The 17,297-nt window shown below is 53.5% G+C and carries 15 protein-coding genes; 8 read left to right on the top strand and 7 right to left on the bottom strand.

What is annotated here, in order from left to right:
- The first annotated feature begins 529 nt into the window (after window positions 1-529).
- A complete protein-coding gene (locus ASD67_RS23045) occupies window positions 530-1,033 on the top strand; it encodes a hypothetical protein (RefSeq protein WP_156377653.1) in 504 nt (167 codons plus the stop codon).
- A gap of 57 nt (window positions 1,034-1,090) precedes the next feature.
- Window positions 1,091-2,113, top strand: a complete 1,023-nt coding sequence (locus tag ASD67_RS23050) for a hypothetical protein (RefSeq protein ID WP_156377654.1) — start codon at window positions 1,091-1,093, stop codon at window positions 2,111-2,113.
- Window positions 2,114-2,221: 108 nt separating this feature from the next.
- On the opposite strand, the gene ASD67_RS10715 is transcribed toward ASD67_RS23050, so the two are convergent.
- Complete coding sequence (locus tag ASD67_RS10715) at window positions 2,222-2,626, bottom strand: hypothetical protein (protein ID WP_156377655.1); 405 nt, start codon at window positions 2,624-2,626, stop codon at window positions 2,222-2,224.
- 371 nt (window positions 2,627-2,997) lie between these two features.
- Between ASD67_RS10715 and ASD67_RS23055 the strand changes: the two genes are divergently transcribed.
- The 5 genes from ASD67_RS23055 to ASD67_RS22650 all read left to right on the top strand — a co-directional run bounded on the left by ASD67_RS23055 (window position 2,998) and on the right by ASD67_RS22650 (window position 6,943).
- A complete protein-coding gene (locus ASD67_RS23055) occupies window positions 2,998-3,453 on the top strand; it encodes a hypothetical protein (RefSeq protein WP_156377656.1) in 456 nt (151 codons plus the stop codon).
- Window positions 3,454-3,492: 39 nt separating this feature from the next.
- Window positions 3,493-3,636, top strand: coding sequence for a hypothetical protein (locus ASD67_RS23060; RefSeq protein WP_156377657.1), 144 nt, complete (start codon window positions 3,493-3,495; stop codon window positions 3,634-3,636).
- A gap of 492 nt (window positions 3,637-4,128) precedes the next feature.
- Window positions 4,129-5,613: a hypothetical protein gene (locus ASD67_RS10720; RefSeq protein WP_156377658.1), complete on the top strand. Its 1,485-nt coding sequence runs from the start codon at window positions 4,129-4,131 to the stop codon at window positions 5,611-5,613.
- Window positions 5,614-5,663: 50 nt separating this feature from the next.
- Window positions 5,664-5,987, top strand: coding sequence for a hypothetical protein (locus tag ASD67_RS10725; protein ID WP_156377659.1), 324 nt, complete (start codon window positions 5,664-5,666; stop codon window positions 5,985-5,987).
- A 53-nt stretch (window positions 5,988-6,040) separates the two neighbouring features.
- Window positions 6,041-6,943 carry a DNA N-6-adenine-methyltransferase gene (locus ASD67_RS22650; RefSeq protein ID WP_162248565.1) on the top strand — a complete coding sequence of 301 codons (903 nt, stop codon included), beginning with the start codon at window positions 6,041-6,043 and terminating at the stop codon, window positions 6,941-6,943.
- Here ASD67_RS22650 and ASD67_RS10730 read toward each other — a convergent pair.
- Window positions 6,934-7,929, bottom strand: a complete 996-nt coding sequence (locus ASD67_RS10730; RefSeq protein WP_156377660.1) for a hypothetical protein — start codon at window positions 7,927-7,929, stop codon at window positions 6,934-6,936. The genes ASD67_RS22650 and ASD67_RS10730 overlap by 10 nt on opposite strands.
- A gap of 166 nt (window positions 7,930-8,095) precedes the next feature.
- Window positions 8,096-8,353, bottom strand: a complete 258-nt coding sequence (locus tag ASD67_RS10735; protein ID WP_056346686.1) for a helix-turn-helix domain-containing protein — start codon at window positions 8,351-8,353, stop codon at window positions 8,096-8,098.
- 65 nt (window positions 8,354-8,418) lie between these two features.
- Here ASD67_RS10735 and ASD67_RS10740 point away from each other — a divergent pair, with 65 nt between their 5' ends.
- The gene (locus tag ASD67_RS10740; RefSeq protein WP_056346688.1) at window positions 8,419-8,760 is read left to right on the top strand and encodes a hypothetical protein; all 342 of its coding nucleotides are present in this window, start codon (window positions 8,419-8,421) and stop codon (window positions 8,758-8,760) included.
- 36 nt (window positions 8,761-8,796) lie between these two features.
- Here the strand turns inward: ASD67_RS10740 and ASD67_RS10745 are convergent, their stop codons facing one another.
- The 4 genes from ASD67_RS10745 to ASD67_RS23065 all read right to left on the bottom strand — a co-directional run bounded on the left by ASD67_RS10745 (window position 8,797) and on the right by ASD67_RS23065 (window position 17,161).
- Complete coding sequence (locus tag ASD67_RS10745; protein WP_056346689.1) at window positions 8,797-11,451, bottom strand: TnsA endonuclease N-terminal domain-containing protein; 2,655 nt, start codon at window positions 11,449-11,451, stop codon at window positions 8,797-8,799.
- Entirely contained in the window at window positions 11,444-13,258 is a 1,815-nt protein-coding gene (locus tag ASD67_RS10750; RefSeq protein WP_056346691.1) for a site-specific DNA-methyltransferase, read from the bottom strand. Before ASD67_RS10750 ends, ASD67_RS10745 begins: the two co-directional genes overlap by 8 nt.
- A gap of 7 nt (window positions 13,259-13,265) precedes the next feature.
- On the bottom strand, window positions 13,266-16,139 hold the full coding sequence (locus ASD67_RS10755) for an ATP-dependent helicase (RefSeq protein ID WP_056346693.1): 2,874 nt from the start codon (window positions 16,137-16,139) through the stop codon (window positions 13,266-13,268).
- A 65-nt stretch (window positions 16,140-16,204) separates the two neighbouring features.
- Window positions 16,205-17,161, bottom strand: a complete 957-nt coding sequence (locus tag ASD67_RS23065) for a phospholipase D family protein (protein WP_156377661.1) — start codon at window positions 17,159-17,161, stop codon at window positions 16,205-16,207.
- Window positions 17,162-17,297: the final 136 nt, after the last annotated feature.

The following is a 17,297-nucleotide window of genomic DNA, read 5'->3' on the forward strand; positions in this document are numbered from 1 at the left end:
ACAGGAATCACGTCGCAGTAGATGTTCCGTTTGCGGTTAGATCAATGAGGCAGGATGGGCACGTGTGCTTCTTGATTGAAATGAATGGATCGCGCATCAGCAATTTTGAATGGGGAGGATAAATGCTCGTTTATCGACATAATGTATAAGACGCTCTCGGCGAACTTAGTGCGACGTCGTTTTCATTCGAAGAAATCAGGGGCCATAAATAGCAGATATCGGACGCGTGTCGCCACAATAGGTCCCGCCAAGCACTGGATATCTAAGAAAAAACGATCCCTTGAGACAGAGGCCGCATTGGTGTCAAAGCTTGGTCCCAACGATGAACTGGTGCGGTCAGTTTATCGACGCTACCGCCACGATCTGAGCAAACTGAGTCACGACCCAAAACGATGCTCGGCGTTCCTGAATCTGGTTGCTAAAATAAGGATGCTTGATGGCTGTATGTGGACAGACGAAGCAGTTGAAAGCATGTTTAGACGTGTCCTGAGAAGAGGCCGCCGATAGCGTCCTAAAGGTTCTATAGTTGATGCCCCATTTTGATCCAGACGCGTTGATCGCCGCATTGCCTCGTCGTGCCGTCCGAGCTTTGGGACCCGATATTATCATCGGGGCGGCGAAGGCCCGGCTTGCACCGGATCAATCGGCACTTTCTGACAAAGGGTCGTATAGTGGCTTCAGCGATCGGGAACGAGATCGAATTGCTGGTCTGTCAAACTGGCTCGCCAAGCAGGGATGCACCGAGCGGCCTGCTATTTGCGACATCTGCCGCTCACCGGCTCGCGATGAACATGCCGAGCACTATTATGATCTTTCGACATGGATTGGACTGTGCATTCGCTGCCACCGCACTTCCCTCCATGGTCGCTTTGCAAAACCTCGACGCTGGAAGATGCTGCTCGATGAGTTTGAGGTGCCCAATCATCATTGGTCCAGGCTGGTATCTGAGGAACCATTCGACATGGCCGCATTGCTCCGGGCGCGCGGTTGGCAGGAACCGAGCAAGGCAGATTATTCCGCCAGCATCAGATAATACGCCAACCGGCGCGGTTTTCATTCTCAATTGAATAGACGTCGGAGATCAATTTCCATGAACAGGATCGAGGCCGCAGCTTCCTCCAACGAATCAATTGGTAGCGACCTCCGCGCGGCCTACGCCGCGTGGGCCGAGGTCTCAGGCAGAGATCGACGCAATATTCGTCTTCCGGCAAATACACAGGTTCAGTTCAATCGGGCTGGCCCAGATATCGACGTGCATATGAGCGACCACGCCACCTGTAGCAATATGCAGACCAATGCTGCCGGATTCGAGGGCTGGGCTCTCGCTCTAAGGCTATGGCTAAACACGCGCATTATCACGCTTCATTGGAACCCGCCCGCAAAACAGCCGGACAATCCGCTCAATCCTCATTACGCACGTTTCCTGTATCGGGTCCAAAGGTTTGCCGACCTCTTTCCGGACTGGTTCCGTATAGGCACGCCGCAGCACCTCGATGATTGCGCGGTGCGGACAGGCGCGGATCTGTATCTCAACATTGCGGGCGCAAGTGCTGAGCGCCCGGAAAGCCCGAAACCAGAAGCCAGACTCGAATGGTCATTGATCCAAGAGCATGCTCCCGTCCTCAAGAAGGCGCTGAACCTGCGACTTCTAGACCGTCAGTTTCCTGTGGGACTTTATCGGACAGCAAATTTGACGTCGCCGGTGTTCACGGGCGGCACCAGTGCAATCGATATTGTCGGCACTGGTGATGGACATTTCACGGTAATCGAACTTAAAGCAGGCGAGAATATCGCGGTCGGTGCCCTCAGTGAGCTTATCTTCTACGCCGCCGTCGCTCGTGACGCTGCAACAGCCCGATTTCGATTTGGCGGTCGAAAGGAGCGCGCATCGCGCGCGACAATTGGTTTCGACGCCTTAGAGGCGGCGACAGGAATACGGGCAATATACCTCGCGGAGGCTTTCCATCCCCTGCTCGACCATCCCGACCTTATGCGGACATTGAACGACGCGGCGAAACTGCAAGCGACCTCGCTTCCGCTTTCGTTCGAGCAATGGCTCGTCGAGGGGGTTGGCTCTGACCCAGGTCCAACGTTTCGCAATCTATCAGCATAGCGTTTGCTCGACGAAAATACGCCGGTGATGGCGCAAACCAGAAGATGGCTCATGCACGTGGGCGGCGATTGCTCAATGGTCAAAATCACAAATCGCCGCCCCCTTTCGCTAAAATAGCGTTTGCCAGACAAAGGTTGGCGCGGCGTCAAGGTCGCCTCCCCAATCTCGCCAAGGCAGAAACGCCGTTTCGACCTCGACCATGCGGTCATGCGACAATGAGGCTTGAATCTCTACAACAGGAGCCTCCGACCCTGGCTTTGGCCGCTGAGCGTGCCCGAAGATTGAGATGATCCGACCGATTTCTTGGTCATAAATAAGACCGTCGCCGCACCCGTTCCTCAAAAGGCGATCCGCCACAAAGTCATGGGTATGCTGCACTGCCTCGCCAATATCCTGAAACGAACGATGCAAATACATCGGCTCATCCTCGGCATGTGCGATGTAGCGATTCAGTGTAGAGTTTCCTCTATTCTGAACAATAATTTCAATATTAGAGACTTTACTTAAATTCATTGGAATTTTCCTTTAGCGGATTAATTTCACAAACCTAAATCATCTCGAATATTCCTGTCCATATCTTTTTTCTTTAAACATCAATGGCCTCGATGGCGTTCCGCGCAGCGCCCCTTTCCGACGCGCCCTTTTTTGGGATTCCAAGGAGACAAGGCTTCAATTCGTCGCAGTCTTGGCTCCCCTTATCTCAATATATCTGTGCAGGAATATGCTGCAAATTTCTCCAAATTGAACGCTTTTTTGCGAAAAATCTGAATTGCGTTACCACTTTTTTAGTATAGAAATCAGTTAATTACCACTTTTTACTGTATTGCTAGTTGGAAAAAATGCCAATAAATGGCTCTCCGTGTTAAATCAAACGGAGAAATTCAATGCCCAAAAAAATCGCCACAGTTGCAGAGATTCTGCAAGTCGGGTTCTATCTCGCATCCAAGGGGAATGACGGGCCCATACCGGGTATTGAGACCGCGTTCAAAAGCGACGGTTATCCTTGGTGTGAACAAGAATTCCACGTAATCTGTGACGACTTTGAGATCTGGAGCACGCGACAGAAGCACCGCAGAGATCAGAGAATTCGGAACTCCGCCCATTACGTTGAGAATCCGTTGGCATTCGCAATCTACTGCGTCGAATTTCATCCCAAAATCCATACCAACGTGAAAATCTGGTCTGAGCGTTTGCTGTCATCCGCAAACATAGCGTTTTCGCTCAAAGGCGTTGGAGCGAAAAAAATCGCAAAAGGTCAACTGGATCCGATGACGATCAATCAAGCAGTAGCGCTTGTAAATTTCGCCAAGACCGGCGCTCCCCAATCAGCGCAGTTTTAGAGAAATTAGATAGAATTATAGAACCTTTGGAGCGAAAGAATGGCATCAACAGAAGAATTATTTAGAGAGCTTAATCAAGCTAAATTCGATCGGGCACACATTAGCGGCGAAGACCCCGCCGATCGTGCAACGCACTTGCTCACCCGCTGCGACGAGGCCGGTCAATTTTTGGAAGCTGCTTGAATGCAGGAAGCCGGTCGGCGCATGCCGCTTGGCCGGGCCTCTCTTGCATTATTCCGCCACGACGCGATCTATCCGCGCCATCTCGCGGATCCGCACATGGCGTTTACCGGACTGCAACGCGCTACTGTTGCCGGTGCGCGCTGCGCGCGCTTGAGATTGTGATTTCTTCCATTGGGAGACACACAGATGGCGAAATGCACCTTTGTGATCGAATGGATGTGGTGCAGCCACGTCTGTTTCGATCGCGAGGGGGCCGGGAATTGGAGCGCGAGCGAAAATTGCCGATCTGAAAATCATCAAGCGCGAAGCCGCGCAAGGCGCGCCTTGCACGTGATGACAGGCCGGCTCCCACACATGCGGCGGTCCCCACCTCATATGTGTCAGCCGTCCAGCCATCATTTTTGAACCAACGACATGACTCAATGGGGCGCGGCAGATGCCGCTTTCACCTGAGATGTCACGCAATATTCCTATACAAAGAAACGATCTACCGTGACACAATTCGAATACAACAGTAGCGCCAGTGCTACATATATCTCATCACCAACGGGCACTATTTTCTTCGATGATCGCCCTGCCGGGGCAGGAAAAACGCACGCGGAAATCGATCACATAATCGATAATCACGGCCTTTATCTTTTTGCGTGCGATCGAAGAGAAGCCATCAGCGAGCGAAGTGACAAAATCAGAAGTATGCTCGCGTATCGGCGCAGCAGCCTTCACGTCGAGGAGATCATGTCGTCGGATAACGAGACCGACGGCAAACGTCGTTCAGTGAAGCTGCGAGTTGAGGCGCTTCCCCATATCTACAAATCAGGTCACGTATTAGCTGTAATAACGCATGCCGCGATGATGGACGCGGATCTGTCTAATTTCGGTAGCTGGACCCTGGTGGTGGACGAGACGCCTTCAGTTTTTGAATCTGAAGTCACCAACAGCGCGTTGACATGGCCCATTTTGCAGCAGCACTTTGCAATCATTCCCGGCGAGAGCCTGAACGCAATCATTCCAGCGGCGGCAAGCTTGGCAACAAACGCCGAGTTCACGAGAGATACGATGGCGCGCGAGATCGCCAAATTGCACAGAAGGGTGAATGCCCAACATTTCATCGTCCTCACTGAAACCGACGATTGGGTCATGCTCGCACGCGAGCCCGCTTGGCGCTGGACCTCTATCTGGAGTCCTCGCGCCCTTCTAAATTTCGACCGCGTCACCGTCCTCGCGAATGCGTTTGACCGGAGTTTGACCAAAAAGGTCTTGGAAGCAATCGAGCCAAATATTGTCTGGAAACGGTCGGTGCGGCCAAATCTTCGCCGGTTCCAAAGGCGGAAGATGACGATCACCTATTTCGCCCGAGCGCACGGGGCCAGCCGGGGCTTGTTCGACAAGCCATCCGGTAAAAAACATCTCGGACTAATCTCCGAATGGCTTCGCAAGGAAGTCGGAAAATCGACGCATATTTGGTCGTGCAACCATCGCTATGAAAACTTGCTGAAGCGCCTGCCGGGTGAGCAACTTCCGCCCCGCATGGCTGGGTCAAATCGATACTCGGAAGTCGATTATGTTTCTATGTTGTATACGGCAAAGCCCGATCCGGGCGAATTCGAAACCCTGAAAATTTTAGGCGTCGATCCGTTCGCGGCCAAAGAAACTCGGGAGTTCGAAACCATCTATCAGTTCGTATCCCGCTGCTCCGTCCGCGACCCGGAATCGGATCGATCAATCCAGGTCTTCGTCTACGATCATACCCAAGCGCGTTACCTGCAAGAGATGTTCGATCAGACCGACTACGTCGATGTCGAAATGCGAGCCGTCGATCTTGGATTCCTTGACTGGATATATGATTCCAAGAGCGGCCCGAAGAAGCGCGAATTGTCCGCCCATGAACTGGAGGCGAAGAAGGTCCATCAACGCGTGTTGGCTCGCGAACGCCAGAGAAAATCACGTGAAAAGCGTCGCGCGGAAAAATTCACCTAAACGAACGAAACATATAGACTCGGGTATGCCAATTTTGATATTTTTGATGAATGAGAAAGAAATTCAAGAAGAAATATTGGAATGAAGAAGTCATTGTAAAATCAATGGACGCGCGAAATAGGCGCGAGTCTCAAATGATTTCTATGAGTTCTATCGAGAAGAGAGAACGGGAGAAGCTGTTCGAGCAACAGCCCGGTATCAGCGAGCAGGAACTGCAACTCAAGGTCGCTCGCCTCATGAAGGCGGGGCAGCGGCCAGCTACGTCAACGCCACTACCTTCGCTGGGAATACCCGAAAAGGTTCAAGCTGCGCGAAAGCTGGAGCGCGACAATGTCGTCAGGCAACGCAAAAACAAGCAGCCCAAGATATCGTAAGTGAGCCCAGTTGAGCATTGACGAATGCACAATGTGATACAAATATGCATCGGATGACGCTGCATATATTGATCGCTAAGGCTCGTTCGGAGGCCGGCTATTCCCAGTCTGAATTCGCTCGGAAATTGGCTGTGCCGCGATTGTCGGTCGTGCGGCTGGAACGCGGTATCGGCTCGATGAGGCTTTTGCTGATGGCGATGGGAGAGCTAAGCGTTCGTGTAGCCAATGTTGCCCAAGGCAGATCGCTGCCGGAGCAGCTTCAGAACCGACGTCGGAAGCTTCTTTGGTCGGTCAAGGAAACAGCGGCGCGCGCGGGCATTGCGCCCCGCACCGTTACAGCAGTCGAGCATGGGGATGGGAGCATAGCATCAGCTTGCAAGCTGATTTCAGCCATCGCCCCCAACGCCAGGACAGAAAAGCCAGTTCGATCGTCATGGTCATTTGATCGCTCGTCACTGGATGAACGCGATGCGCGGTTCACTCCAAAATGGTTTCTGAACGAAGTCGAGGCAGTATTTGGGAAGATCGATATTGACCCCTGTGGGCATGCAGACGCCCCCATATTGGCAGCACGCAAAATCATTCCTCCTCAGTGCGGAATATCATCGGAGTGGTCAGGCAAACTCGCATTTGTGAACCCGCCTTTTTCTTCGGTGGTGAAATGGATGAATCGGGCTGCATCAGCTTGGGAAAATGGAGAGGTCGAGCGGGTGATCATGCTCGTGCCGGTTCGCACTGACTCCCCAACCTACCAAAATCGGGTCAGCCATCATGCCCATACCCTGCTGCTTGCGGGCCGGCTGCGATTTGACGGACCGGGCGGGCCTGCCTGGAAAGCGCCCTTTGGACTAATGCTGATCGTGTGGGGAGCGGATGAAGCGTCGATCTCAGATTTCGTTAAGCGGGTGCCAGCCGTCAGGATCGGGCCATCGGTCGATTCAGGAAATCACGCCTGAAATTCTGCCCAGTCATCGTGATAATCCACATAGCCGGCGAGCCTCCTGAGACATGCCCAAGGGCTTTCCGGCTTATCGCTTCGACGAGCACGCACGACACCGTGCAGCGCCAGATGGTCGGTGACCGCTTCACGAATTTGAACGGGCGGACGGCGGTTTCTCGGTCCGTAAATGCCTTCCAATTGCCACCCGCGCGGCGACCTGATGAGGTGGACGACGGCTTCGCTTTTCCCGTCCTTGGCAATGGCAAAGGAGGAGCGCCGTTCAAGTATATTGACGAGATAGTTTCGAACGCAGTTCTGAAATTTCGACGCTAGTGCCCTGATCTCGTCCGCTGTTTCGACAGGGTGATATATCGAAGACGGGGGGATCGGATGCATCGGAATGGCGGCGCGAAAGCCCCACCGCTTCGCGAATTCGACGACGCCGTCCAGGCTATCGACGGATGACAGCGCGCGCCGCATTTCATCCCGATTAACCTCGGCGCGGTCCAAAAGTTCAACGAGTTGGCGCAGGTCACGCGCGCTTTCCACATCTCGGAAAACTTCGACGAGCGATGGTAGTCGCAGATCGGACGGCAACGCCCGCGCAATGCGAAGCGCCGTAGGATTCACGCTTTTCATGCGGCTAATCAGGAGAGGCATTTCGGGTCGGGCATCGCTCACCAGCAGCGCGTGCAAATAGCGGTAGTGCCTTTTTGGAAAAGGTTGCGATCCGCCGCGCCTCAACGCCCCGCGCAATCCGTTCGGGACGTCGCCAAATGCTGCTTGCAGAATTTGATGATGTTTGGCGGTGGCCAAGAATTCACCGAGAGAGGCCTGGCAAGCAAACGTAATTGCGGGATGGCTCTGAGCCAGATAGGCCGCGACCACATGGCGGCGCTCAGTCGAGCTTCGCAGCATATGGCCAGCGAAGCCTGGACAATGCTCGTCAATTCGAACTGCTTCGTCGAGCAGCCAGCCTTTGAATGAAGTGATGGTGCTCATGCGTTCTCCTATAAAAATAGGAGGCGCGCGGCCTTTCGATTTGTTTTCATACGAATATTATATCACGCTTTTGAAATCTCGGGGGGAAAGAATTTACCCAAGAGGGAACGGCATTTTTTGCCGTAGTGCGGGGCGGCATCATGGAGCACTGCGTGCTTATTGCTTCTTAAACATCGACGATTTGCGGCAAGCCACTGGTAATCTGCGCATACAGATCCACCGGCTCTACATTCAATGCGCGGGCGATCGCGTAAAGCTCCAGAATATCGACGCGCCGCTGCCCTCTCTCGATATCAGAGATGTAAGACTGATGTTTGCCAATCGCCTTCGCCAAATCGGCTTGTTTCAGGCCAGCTTCATAGCGCGCAGCAGTGAGGGCTCGGGCAACCGATTTCTGCGCCTCGCTGTAGATCGCCCCGGCCATTCACTTGCGATAGATCGACAAGTTCTATATCGAATAAGCCGATATCAGCGATCGGGAGGCGAGCGATGTTAGATAAGATGATCACAGGTGCGATCGTCGGCGGGGTCGTCGGCGTGATCGCGATGTTCGGCTCCATATTCAAAGGGGACCCACTCGGCGAAAGTCTCGGCATGGTTCCGTTTAGTGCAGCGATCGGGGCCGCAATCGTCTGGTGGTGGTTTAACCGAGAAGGCTCAGACGGACATTATGATCCGAGCGAACAGCAGATTAGCCGCCTGCAAAACAAACTGCGCAGCACCGTCAAGTCAGCCACTTTATACGAGGGTCGGGGTGACCTTCTTGGAGCGGCTCATTTCCGTGCCGAGGCGGCCGCAATAGAAAGCCAGTTGCGCAATTTGGGGGCGTAGTGCTTGATCTTCATTACATAGCCTCCGAGATATCGATCAGTGCAGAAGTCGCTGGTAGCTATGTGCGGACGCGTCGGACCCCTTGATCATCTCGTATGTCATGCCTGACGCGATCGCCATCTGTTCAGCAAATTCACGCTTGGCCTGCACCACCGGCGTATTAATCTGGTGGTCGCCTTTCACCTCAACGATCACCATTTTTCCGTCGTCACGCTCGAACAGGAAGTCCGGGTAGTAGGACCGCACGGTATTCGAATCCGGGTCAATATACTGGATGAAGAAATCTGATTGACCATGTGTCAGCATGCCAGTGAAATACAGCTTCTTCACACGTCCCTCACGAACCAAATCCCAGAAAAGGATTTGCTCGGGGTTAGAGTCGAAGCAGTAGGTGTCGAGGTGAAAACTTTTATCCCGGTGCGGCTGCGCCAGGGCGTCGGTTTCGCGCACGATCTTGTCCTTGGCGGCTGTGACTGAGTAGAAGCCCTCAGCCGGTATTTTGACAAGATCGACCTCAAATTCCTCGGCAGTTTCTGTTGGATTGAGGCCGTAAAGAGTGCGGAATAGACTGGGAATGATAAGATCGTATAGCAGGTCGTTGAACGTATTTACCGCATCAAGAATGGAAGGAAAACCCTGCTTCGAGGAGCTGAGCAATCTATCGATCTCGATTGGGCTGCGGTTGAGATAGCGGGCGACCTCCGCGACTATCATCAAGGATGAATAAGCCAGTTTTGAACGCTTCCCCGACAAATCCTTCACACGATCGCTGGCTTTGGCAGGCCCGAGTTCCAATCGCTGGGTTTCAAGCAGGCGGTAGCGGTCAGTCAGTTCAGCCCAAGCGGCTTTGTCGGCCATATTGAAACCAAGATCGGCATTTTCTACCGGCACCTTCTCTTCCAGATCGAAGCTGCGTCGAACGCGCCGGATCTTCAATTTGACCGGCTCGTTGACGCGGATCTGAACGGTCTCCTTGTCACTGGCAGCGGCCTTCAGATCGTCGGCTGTCATGCGGAAGTTCTGCTGTAGCTCCTCGTCGAGTATGGCCAGATTTTCCTGCGACAGATAGATATGGCCAGTCTGCTGTGCGTCACCGATCGAACGCAGACAACGCATCGAGGCCTGGAGCACAAAGATCTTCGAATTGGGTTTACGGAAGAGGGCAACTCCGAACAGCGATCGGCAATTCCACCCTTCGCGACCCTTGTTTACCAGGATGATGAACTGCTTTTCGCTCTCGGGATAGTCCAGCCTGCGGAAAGCCCGCTCGTCATCATTTGAGGTAATTTTCGCATCGCCGACGTTGATTAGAATACGGCTTGTCGAGATGCCGCGTTCGATAAGCGCTGCCTCGACTGCCGGCTTCAGCTTGTTGACCGCCTCATCTATGTCGGCGGCGAAGAATGCAATCTTCGGCGTAAGCCCTTCCGGCTGGAGGCCTTCCGTCTGATCGCAGAAATCATCGACGACGATTTTCACGAACTCGGCCGTGCGAGAGTTGGAGTAACCCTTGAGATCGACGTTCTTGAGATACAGGTTGTTGATCGCATCCTTCAACCCATAGGCGTAGACAACCTCGGGCAGAACGGTGCGGCCGACATAGGGAGTGCCAGTATAATTGAAGCAGGCTACCACCTGCGTCCCAGCCGATTTCAACTTTGCGGCGAGCTTGTCGATCGTCGTCCGCAGGCTGGTATCGGTAAGCTTTCCGATCCCCATGTCCTTGGCCAAATCGGCACCGAAGGCATGGTGGGCCTCGTCCACATAGATGCCGAGCTGTTCAAGGCGGGTCAGCTTCTCGAACCGCTGGTTGGTGGTCAGTTCCGTTTCATCCTCTGGCTGATCGAACCCATAGAGGTCGGCGGCTTCGCCATAGACATTTTCCAGGGTGAAGACTTCAGGCGTGGCCCGGAACAGGCTATCGATCGCGGAGTCCTGCTTGTGCTTCTTCTTCAGAATGATCTTTTGGACATTCGAGACGATCACGTTGAAGCGTGACTGGTCAAGCGTGTCGAGCGAGGTGCCTGCTTCTTCGAGATAGTGGAAGCGGATGTGGGTCGTGAGGAAGTTCACATATTCGGGAGGAACAACGCGGGCGAGGGGGAAAGATTCCAGCTCGCGGAGCGAATGGAGAACGGTCTTGTCCGGGGAGCAGACTAGCGCGTTGTGGCAGTATTTCGGGTCCTTGGGCCACTTATTGGCGAGGATGAACTCGTAGAAGATACAGGTGGCCATGAGGATGGTCTTGCCGGTGCCCATTGTCAGCGCGAAGATATAGTTGGGATAGACGCGGCGGTTCCGCTTCATTGCCTCGAACACGACCTTGTATTGGTCGCGTGTGACATTTTCGAACAAGGAAACCTGTCCCTGCCTGTTGGCGATGCCGCCTTCCTCGCGCAGGGCAAACTTACCTGCGCGGTCAAACCAGTCCTTGAAAATCTCCTCGACCCGGCTGTTGCCGAGGAATTCCTTAAGGAAGATATAGACCTCAAGGGCCTCGAACTGCGGTGTGCGCAGGAATGCCCTGGGGTTGTGATCCGGATCGTTGAAGTCCAGAAACTTCCTGGTCAGGTCGCGATATTCGCGCCGGATCGCGCCCCGGTTCTGCCGGTAAAAAGTCCACAAAAATTGAAAGAAGGCAAACTCGCCAAGGACAGCTTCCTGCTCCGTAGCTTGGCTCGCCTTAGCCATCGATGTTGCGCTCCCAGCTCTCGGAGAGCAGGTCGGTGATCTTCACGCGGATCGTGCCCGCATCAGCGGGAACCTTATATCTGCCGACGACCAAATCGTCCTTGCCAGGAACATCAACCACGGCTGGTTGCAGCACCGCGCCATCATAGTTCCAATCCACCATCACGCTATCCACCAGCTCGCGCCACACGCCAACCTGCTCCTGCTGCAACGAGAGCTTTTGCAAGAGGTTCATTGGATAGTAGTTTTCGATTACAAGCTCACCATCTTGGATTGCGACCTTTGCCTCGGCATCGCGCTTGAATTCGAGCTGCGATCTGTCGCGCAGGATGTCCACGACCTCGACATCAATCTTGAACGGCCTCGCTTGCAACTCAAGTTCAGCTTTCAGATCTGGCTCATGCCCCATGCAAACGAGAAGAATTTTCTCGACTGCGTGCCTCGGGTTCTCGTCTTGCCGACGCTGAAACACCTTCTGGTCGAAGCCAGCAACAAGATCGGCAAGGTCAGCCTTGGTCGCGATGCGGTTGACCGGCATGATCTTAACCATGCGCCCATCCTTCTCGCCGTCATATGTCCCTCTCTGAGCGAAGACTTGCACTTCCAAAGCCTCAGCGACGAGGGAGGCCGCTTCGATCGGGTTCCTAAACACATCATAATTATTGACATTGAACACTTCGAAACCGGGGTTGGCCTGATCGAGCAGGTCCGAGTTCTTGCCTATTAGGCGCCTACAGGTTGTTTGTATTGCGCCAAGATTGATATCCGCCCCGATGAACCGCCGGCCAAGACGTTGCGCTGCGAGCATGGTCGTTCCAGACCCCATGAAGAAATCCAGCACAATGCTATCGGAATTTGAGGATGCTTTTATTATACGATCAAGCAGCGCGAGTGGCTTCTGTGTTGGGTAACCCACAATCTCTCCAGATGGACCATAAAGGCCCTTAATGTCGGACCAAACATCAAGGGGGATCCCCTCTCCCTCTGCGAGAAAGCAATCCAACCAAACATCAGCGGGTATTTTTCCTGCCTCGTTTGGCGTCCACGTGTATCCATCCTTAAATCCGGGGCGCTTCTTTGCGTTTTTCTCAAAGCTGTAAGTTTGCGGTTTTATATTTTCCGTTTTGTAGGCAACTCTTACGTCATCCGCTCTAAATATTCGTTCAGATTCTTTATTTGATTTAGTGTAATAAAAAATAGTTTGATGTTTTCTGGAAAAGCGGATTCCGGACGTTCCGCCACCTTCCGCCAGCCAAATTATTTCGTTTGAGAATGACGATTGACCAAAAACTTCATCCATTAAACATCGAAGGTGATGGCTTTTATGCCAATCGCAATGAAGATATATGCTACCGGATTCCGAGAGAAGCTCCTTTGCTAATATTAGTCTTTCAAATATAAATTGCAAATAATCATCATTGTTCCAAATATCACTATACTGTTTTTCTTCGAAATTTGTGTAATCTCCTTCAGCAGATTTTCCTCGAAGGCTAATTTTCTTTTTATAATCTGCCTTGCTATCGAAGGGAGGGTCAATATAGATCAAGTCAATTCTGCCACGGAAATCCTTGAGTAGGTGACTCATCACCTGGAGATTGTCTCCCCAGAAAATCTTGTTGCGCCAGCCATCGACGTCGGCTCCGTGCACTTCCTTAAGCTGGGCCGGGTAGAACTGCGTGGAGCTGAACGGCCGCTTTCCACGCCAGTTGAGCATGGGATAGCCTTTGATCGGCGCGAACTTGTATTCCTCAACCCGGCCTTCCTGCTGCCCGCTGCTGAGGTCGAGCTTGTCCTGTCCGTCACTCACTCGCCGTTTACCCTTCCAAAAACTTCCAGTTTTTCATGTCACAATAGAATCGCATGTCGCAGTCCTCGCACTTTTTACCGGGGCGGGACTTCATTCGGTAGTCCCGGCTCTCGATCCGACCGACGATCCCGTCGAAATCCGCCATGGTGCGATCGATCGCCTTGCTGTCCTTGTCCCAACTGATGAACGGGTTTCCGCTTTCTTCGCCCGTGTAATAGAGGTGAGTCCGGCTAACACGATAGCCCGTCCTCTCCTCCACGAGATGGGCATAGACCTCAAGCTGTTTGCGGTATTGCTGGAGCCGTTCGCGATCCCGCACCAGGTCTGGCTTTTTCTCTGCCTTGAAGTCGATCAGCTCGACCGTATCTCCTTCGCCCCGAATGAGATCCACCGAGCCGCTGAGGATGTATGAATCCTTCACTAGCGAGATATCGACCTCAGCTTCCTTCAGCCGGTCAAAATTCCGCCGTTCGCGCTGAACATATCGCTGCACATGGCGGAGCGCAGCGCCCTTCGCGAGTGCATTCAGATATTGCCGCTCGCGGCGCGACAGGTAGTGGTAATTCGTTTCGAACCATTCCTCCACCTTCCTGCTGGTCACGATTTGTGGCTCTCCCCGCAAGACCGCCTTGTGCACATCTTCGATGGTCTGATGCACGAGCGTGCCAAAGAGCTGCGCGCTGGCGCGGACCGGAGTGAACTCTAGCTCGCGGAAAAATCGATATTGCTCGGCGCAGGTTTCAAAGAGGGCAATGTGTGAGGTGAAGCTGTATTGTCGCTTAAGGTTGATCTCTTTCACCTGATCGAAATCGATCCGATCAGGGCGAAACGTCGGATCGCGCCAGTTCGGCAGACTGTTCCAGACTTCGGCGAAATATTTCGACGGCGATCTTCCATGGCCCTCCTTCTCCTGCGTCGCCAAGACTAGCAGGTTTTGGGCACGGGAGAACGCGGTGTAGAACAAGCGGCGGAAGTCGAAGCTCTTGGTCCGGTCGAGCGGTTCAAACGGTGGCTTTGCAAGATAGGCTTCCATTGCCACATCGATCTCGTTCCACTGCTTGCGCGGAACCGCTTCCAGGGACCCACAGACAACGACCGGGAATTCGAGTCCCTTCGACTGATGGATGGTCAGGAATGATACGCACCCGCTGGGTGCATATTCGCTATCGTCCTCATACTCGTCGATCCCGCCATCGTATAGAAAGCGAAGGAACTGGTTGAAAAGACTGAGGAGATCGCGCTCAATATATTCGGGATTTAAGACCGTGATGAAGTGCAGGTATTCGAACTTGGTCAGGAGCTGCGATAGCAGCGCCAGGTTCCGGGACGCGCGGCCCTTGTCCACGCCCTTCATCACATCTTCATCCAGAAACCGGCTGAAAAGCGGATATTGCAGCAATTGGTAGAACAGGCCGGTGAGGCCGTAGTCAGCCGGCGCTGTCATCGCGAGGTGTCGTTTCGCCAATGGCCGCACAAACGCCAGCAGGCTGGCATTCTCTGGTTTCCGCAACTCCTCGGCGAATGCCTTGAAGCAGGAGTGGTCGTAATATTCCCAGATTGCCAGCTCCATGCCTTCGCGCGTCTGACGGATGTTGGGAAACTGCGGGAACAGGAAGATCAGCGCGCCGATCATCAGCCGCACCTCTTCGCGATCGAAGAAGAGGTTTGAGCGCGGGGAATAAACTGGAATACCTTGCTCTTCGAGATGCCGGGCCAGCGAGAGCACCTTGTCGCTCTTCACCGACCGGAACAGGAACGCGACTTGGTTCCAATCCGTCAGGCCGTTATCGCGCAATCGGTGAAGGAAAGCGCAAACCTCCTCGTGAAAGTCGCCATGTGCGCCCTGGGAAATCCGTAGCACCGATGGCGTATCGGGGAAATTGGCCTCGCGAGGCACGATAGTCTTGTCGAAACGGAAAAATTTTTCGCCATCACGCCAGTCCTCCTCGGCAATCCAGCGATTGTAAAAGCTAATGATTTCCGGAGTGGATCGATAGTTTACGGTAAGGCGTTCCTGCCTGCACCTGCCGGTCGCAAAACTATCAGGGAATTCGAGGATGTTTCGAATGGTAGCGCCGCGAAACCGATATAGCCCCTGATCGTCATCCCCCACGACACATATGTTCTGCTGCTCGCCGGCGAGGAGGAACAGCAAGCGCTCCTGTATTGTGTTGGTGTCCTGGTATTCGTCCACCATAATGTGTGACAGGCGCTGCCGAAGCTCCGCCAGCACCGATGGGTTGTTCTCCAGCAGTCGTAGGGCATCCGACTGGATGCCGGCGAAATCCAAGCTGTTTTGTTCAACCAGCATGTCGCGGTAAAGTGCGGACGCATTGCCCAGCGCCACGATTGCTGGATCATCACCCGCTATGAGCGCACCGACATCCAGCGCCTCCTCGGCAACCTTGTTGACCCACTTCATCAACTGGGTCGCACGATACCAGCGACCCGCCGTGTCCTTGCCGATCACGAGTTCGATATCGTCAATCTCGGCAAACCGATTGAGGCGCTGGTAGAGGAAATATTGCTGGTCGAACTGATCGAGCAACACGAAATTACGCTTCAACCGAGTGAACTCTCGATTGTCCTTCAGCAGGCGCAGGCAGATCGAGTGAAAGGTGCCAAGATACATCTCGTTGAGGTTGAACGAGATGCCCAGCTCCAGCAGCCGATTCGAAACGCGTGTGGTTAGTTCGCGCGCAGCCTTGTCCGTAAAGGTCACCACCAACAGGGTTTCTGGCCGTGCGCCCCAATCTCGGATCAGATGGACGATCCGTTCGACCAAGGTGAATGTCTTGCCCGAACCTGGCCCAGCAATGATCAGGACTGGGCCTTCGATTGCGTCGATAGCGGTTTGCTGGTCAGGATTCGGTGCGGCCATCGAACAGCCGTAACGCAGTCGCAATCGTTCCGCGAGGTTCCATTATGTCGGTGTTAGCATGATCGTCACAACTGGTCGGTTAGCAGTGCAAAATCTAGAATAGGCATGGGTGCCATGTCTGCTCGGATTTCGCCGTTTTCGATTAGGGACCGGACCATCCGACATATTTTCCCGGAATCACGCGCTTTCACCTCCTTGCCGAAAAGGTTCGGAGTAGGTTCGACGGCGATAATTCCACCAGTGTCTATTAAGCCTTCGACCTGCCATAATCCCTCAAAAGAGATATTATTCCTTTCGGCGGCGAAGCAGATAAGATTGTCTCCCCTTTTGACCCCCCAATGCCCGGCTTCCCAAAAAAATGGAGGATCTTCCTCATCGTAGCGCCCTTCGTCGAAGAACCGCGAACGCTGGAACGTCTCCTCGATGACGGCGGGGACTTCTTCTTCGATCGTGTAAACGCAAATCTTGATGTTTCGATCGGCCAAGTGAGGGGACTTGTCGCGGATCATCCGCGCCAAAGAAATTTCAGCGTTTCGAAAAGGCCTTCCAGATCGTCGCTTTTGCCAAAGCGCTTCGATCTGTTCCATATCGTCGTCGCTAATGCAAAGCGCAGGTTCGAAAAGCTCCGAGAACCATAGTCCCGCTTCATCGAGATGTCCTCTGTTATCTGAAAAGAAGCCAGCTTCGAGGCCGAATTCTATTTCGCTGTTTTCCTCACCCAAGCCGTTCGCTGACGCATTCGCAGAGCAGGAAACCATCGAATTCGGGCCGATATAGACTTTTGCATGGAGGCCGGCGATGGTCTTGACGTCCGCTCCCCGCGATCTGAGCTCCCTGATTGCAGAAGGGTTGCAGGCACCGCTGAAAGCGTCGCATATAACGCGGTAATTGCCGCAATCCGATGGCAGGTCTAGGCGCTCACATGCGCCATAGCCCCAAAACGCCACCGCTATGTCGGATCCGCCTTTCGAGACGGTTTGCCTGATTGATGATGTCAAATCGGAGCCGTAGACGAATTTCATTCCATCCTCTCCCTAAGTTCTCATGCTTATGCGTTCGTGGCTCTCCATCATCGCTTCGAGGGCACGATTATACGACCTGAGCGATAGGGAAAGGTTTTTCGAGACGATCGATGCCGGCCCTTTAGAGCCAAATGAG

The organism is Sphingopyxis sp. Root1497, from assembly GCF_001427085.1.
GTDB lineage: Bacteria > Pseudomonadota > Alphaproteobacteria > Sphingomonadales > Sphingomonadaceae > Sphingopyxis.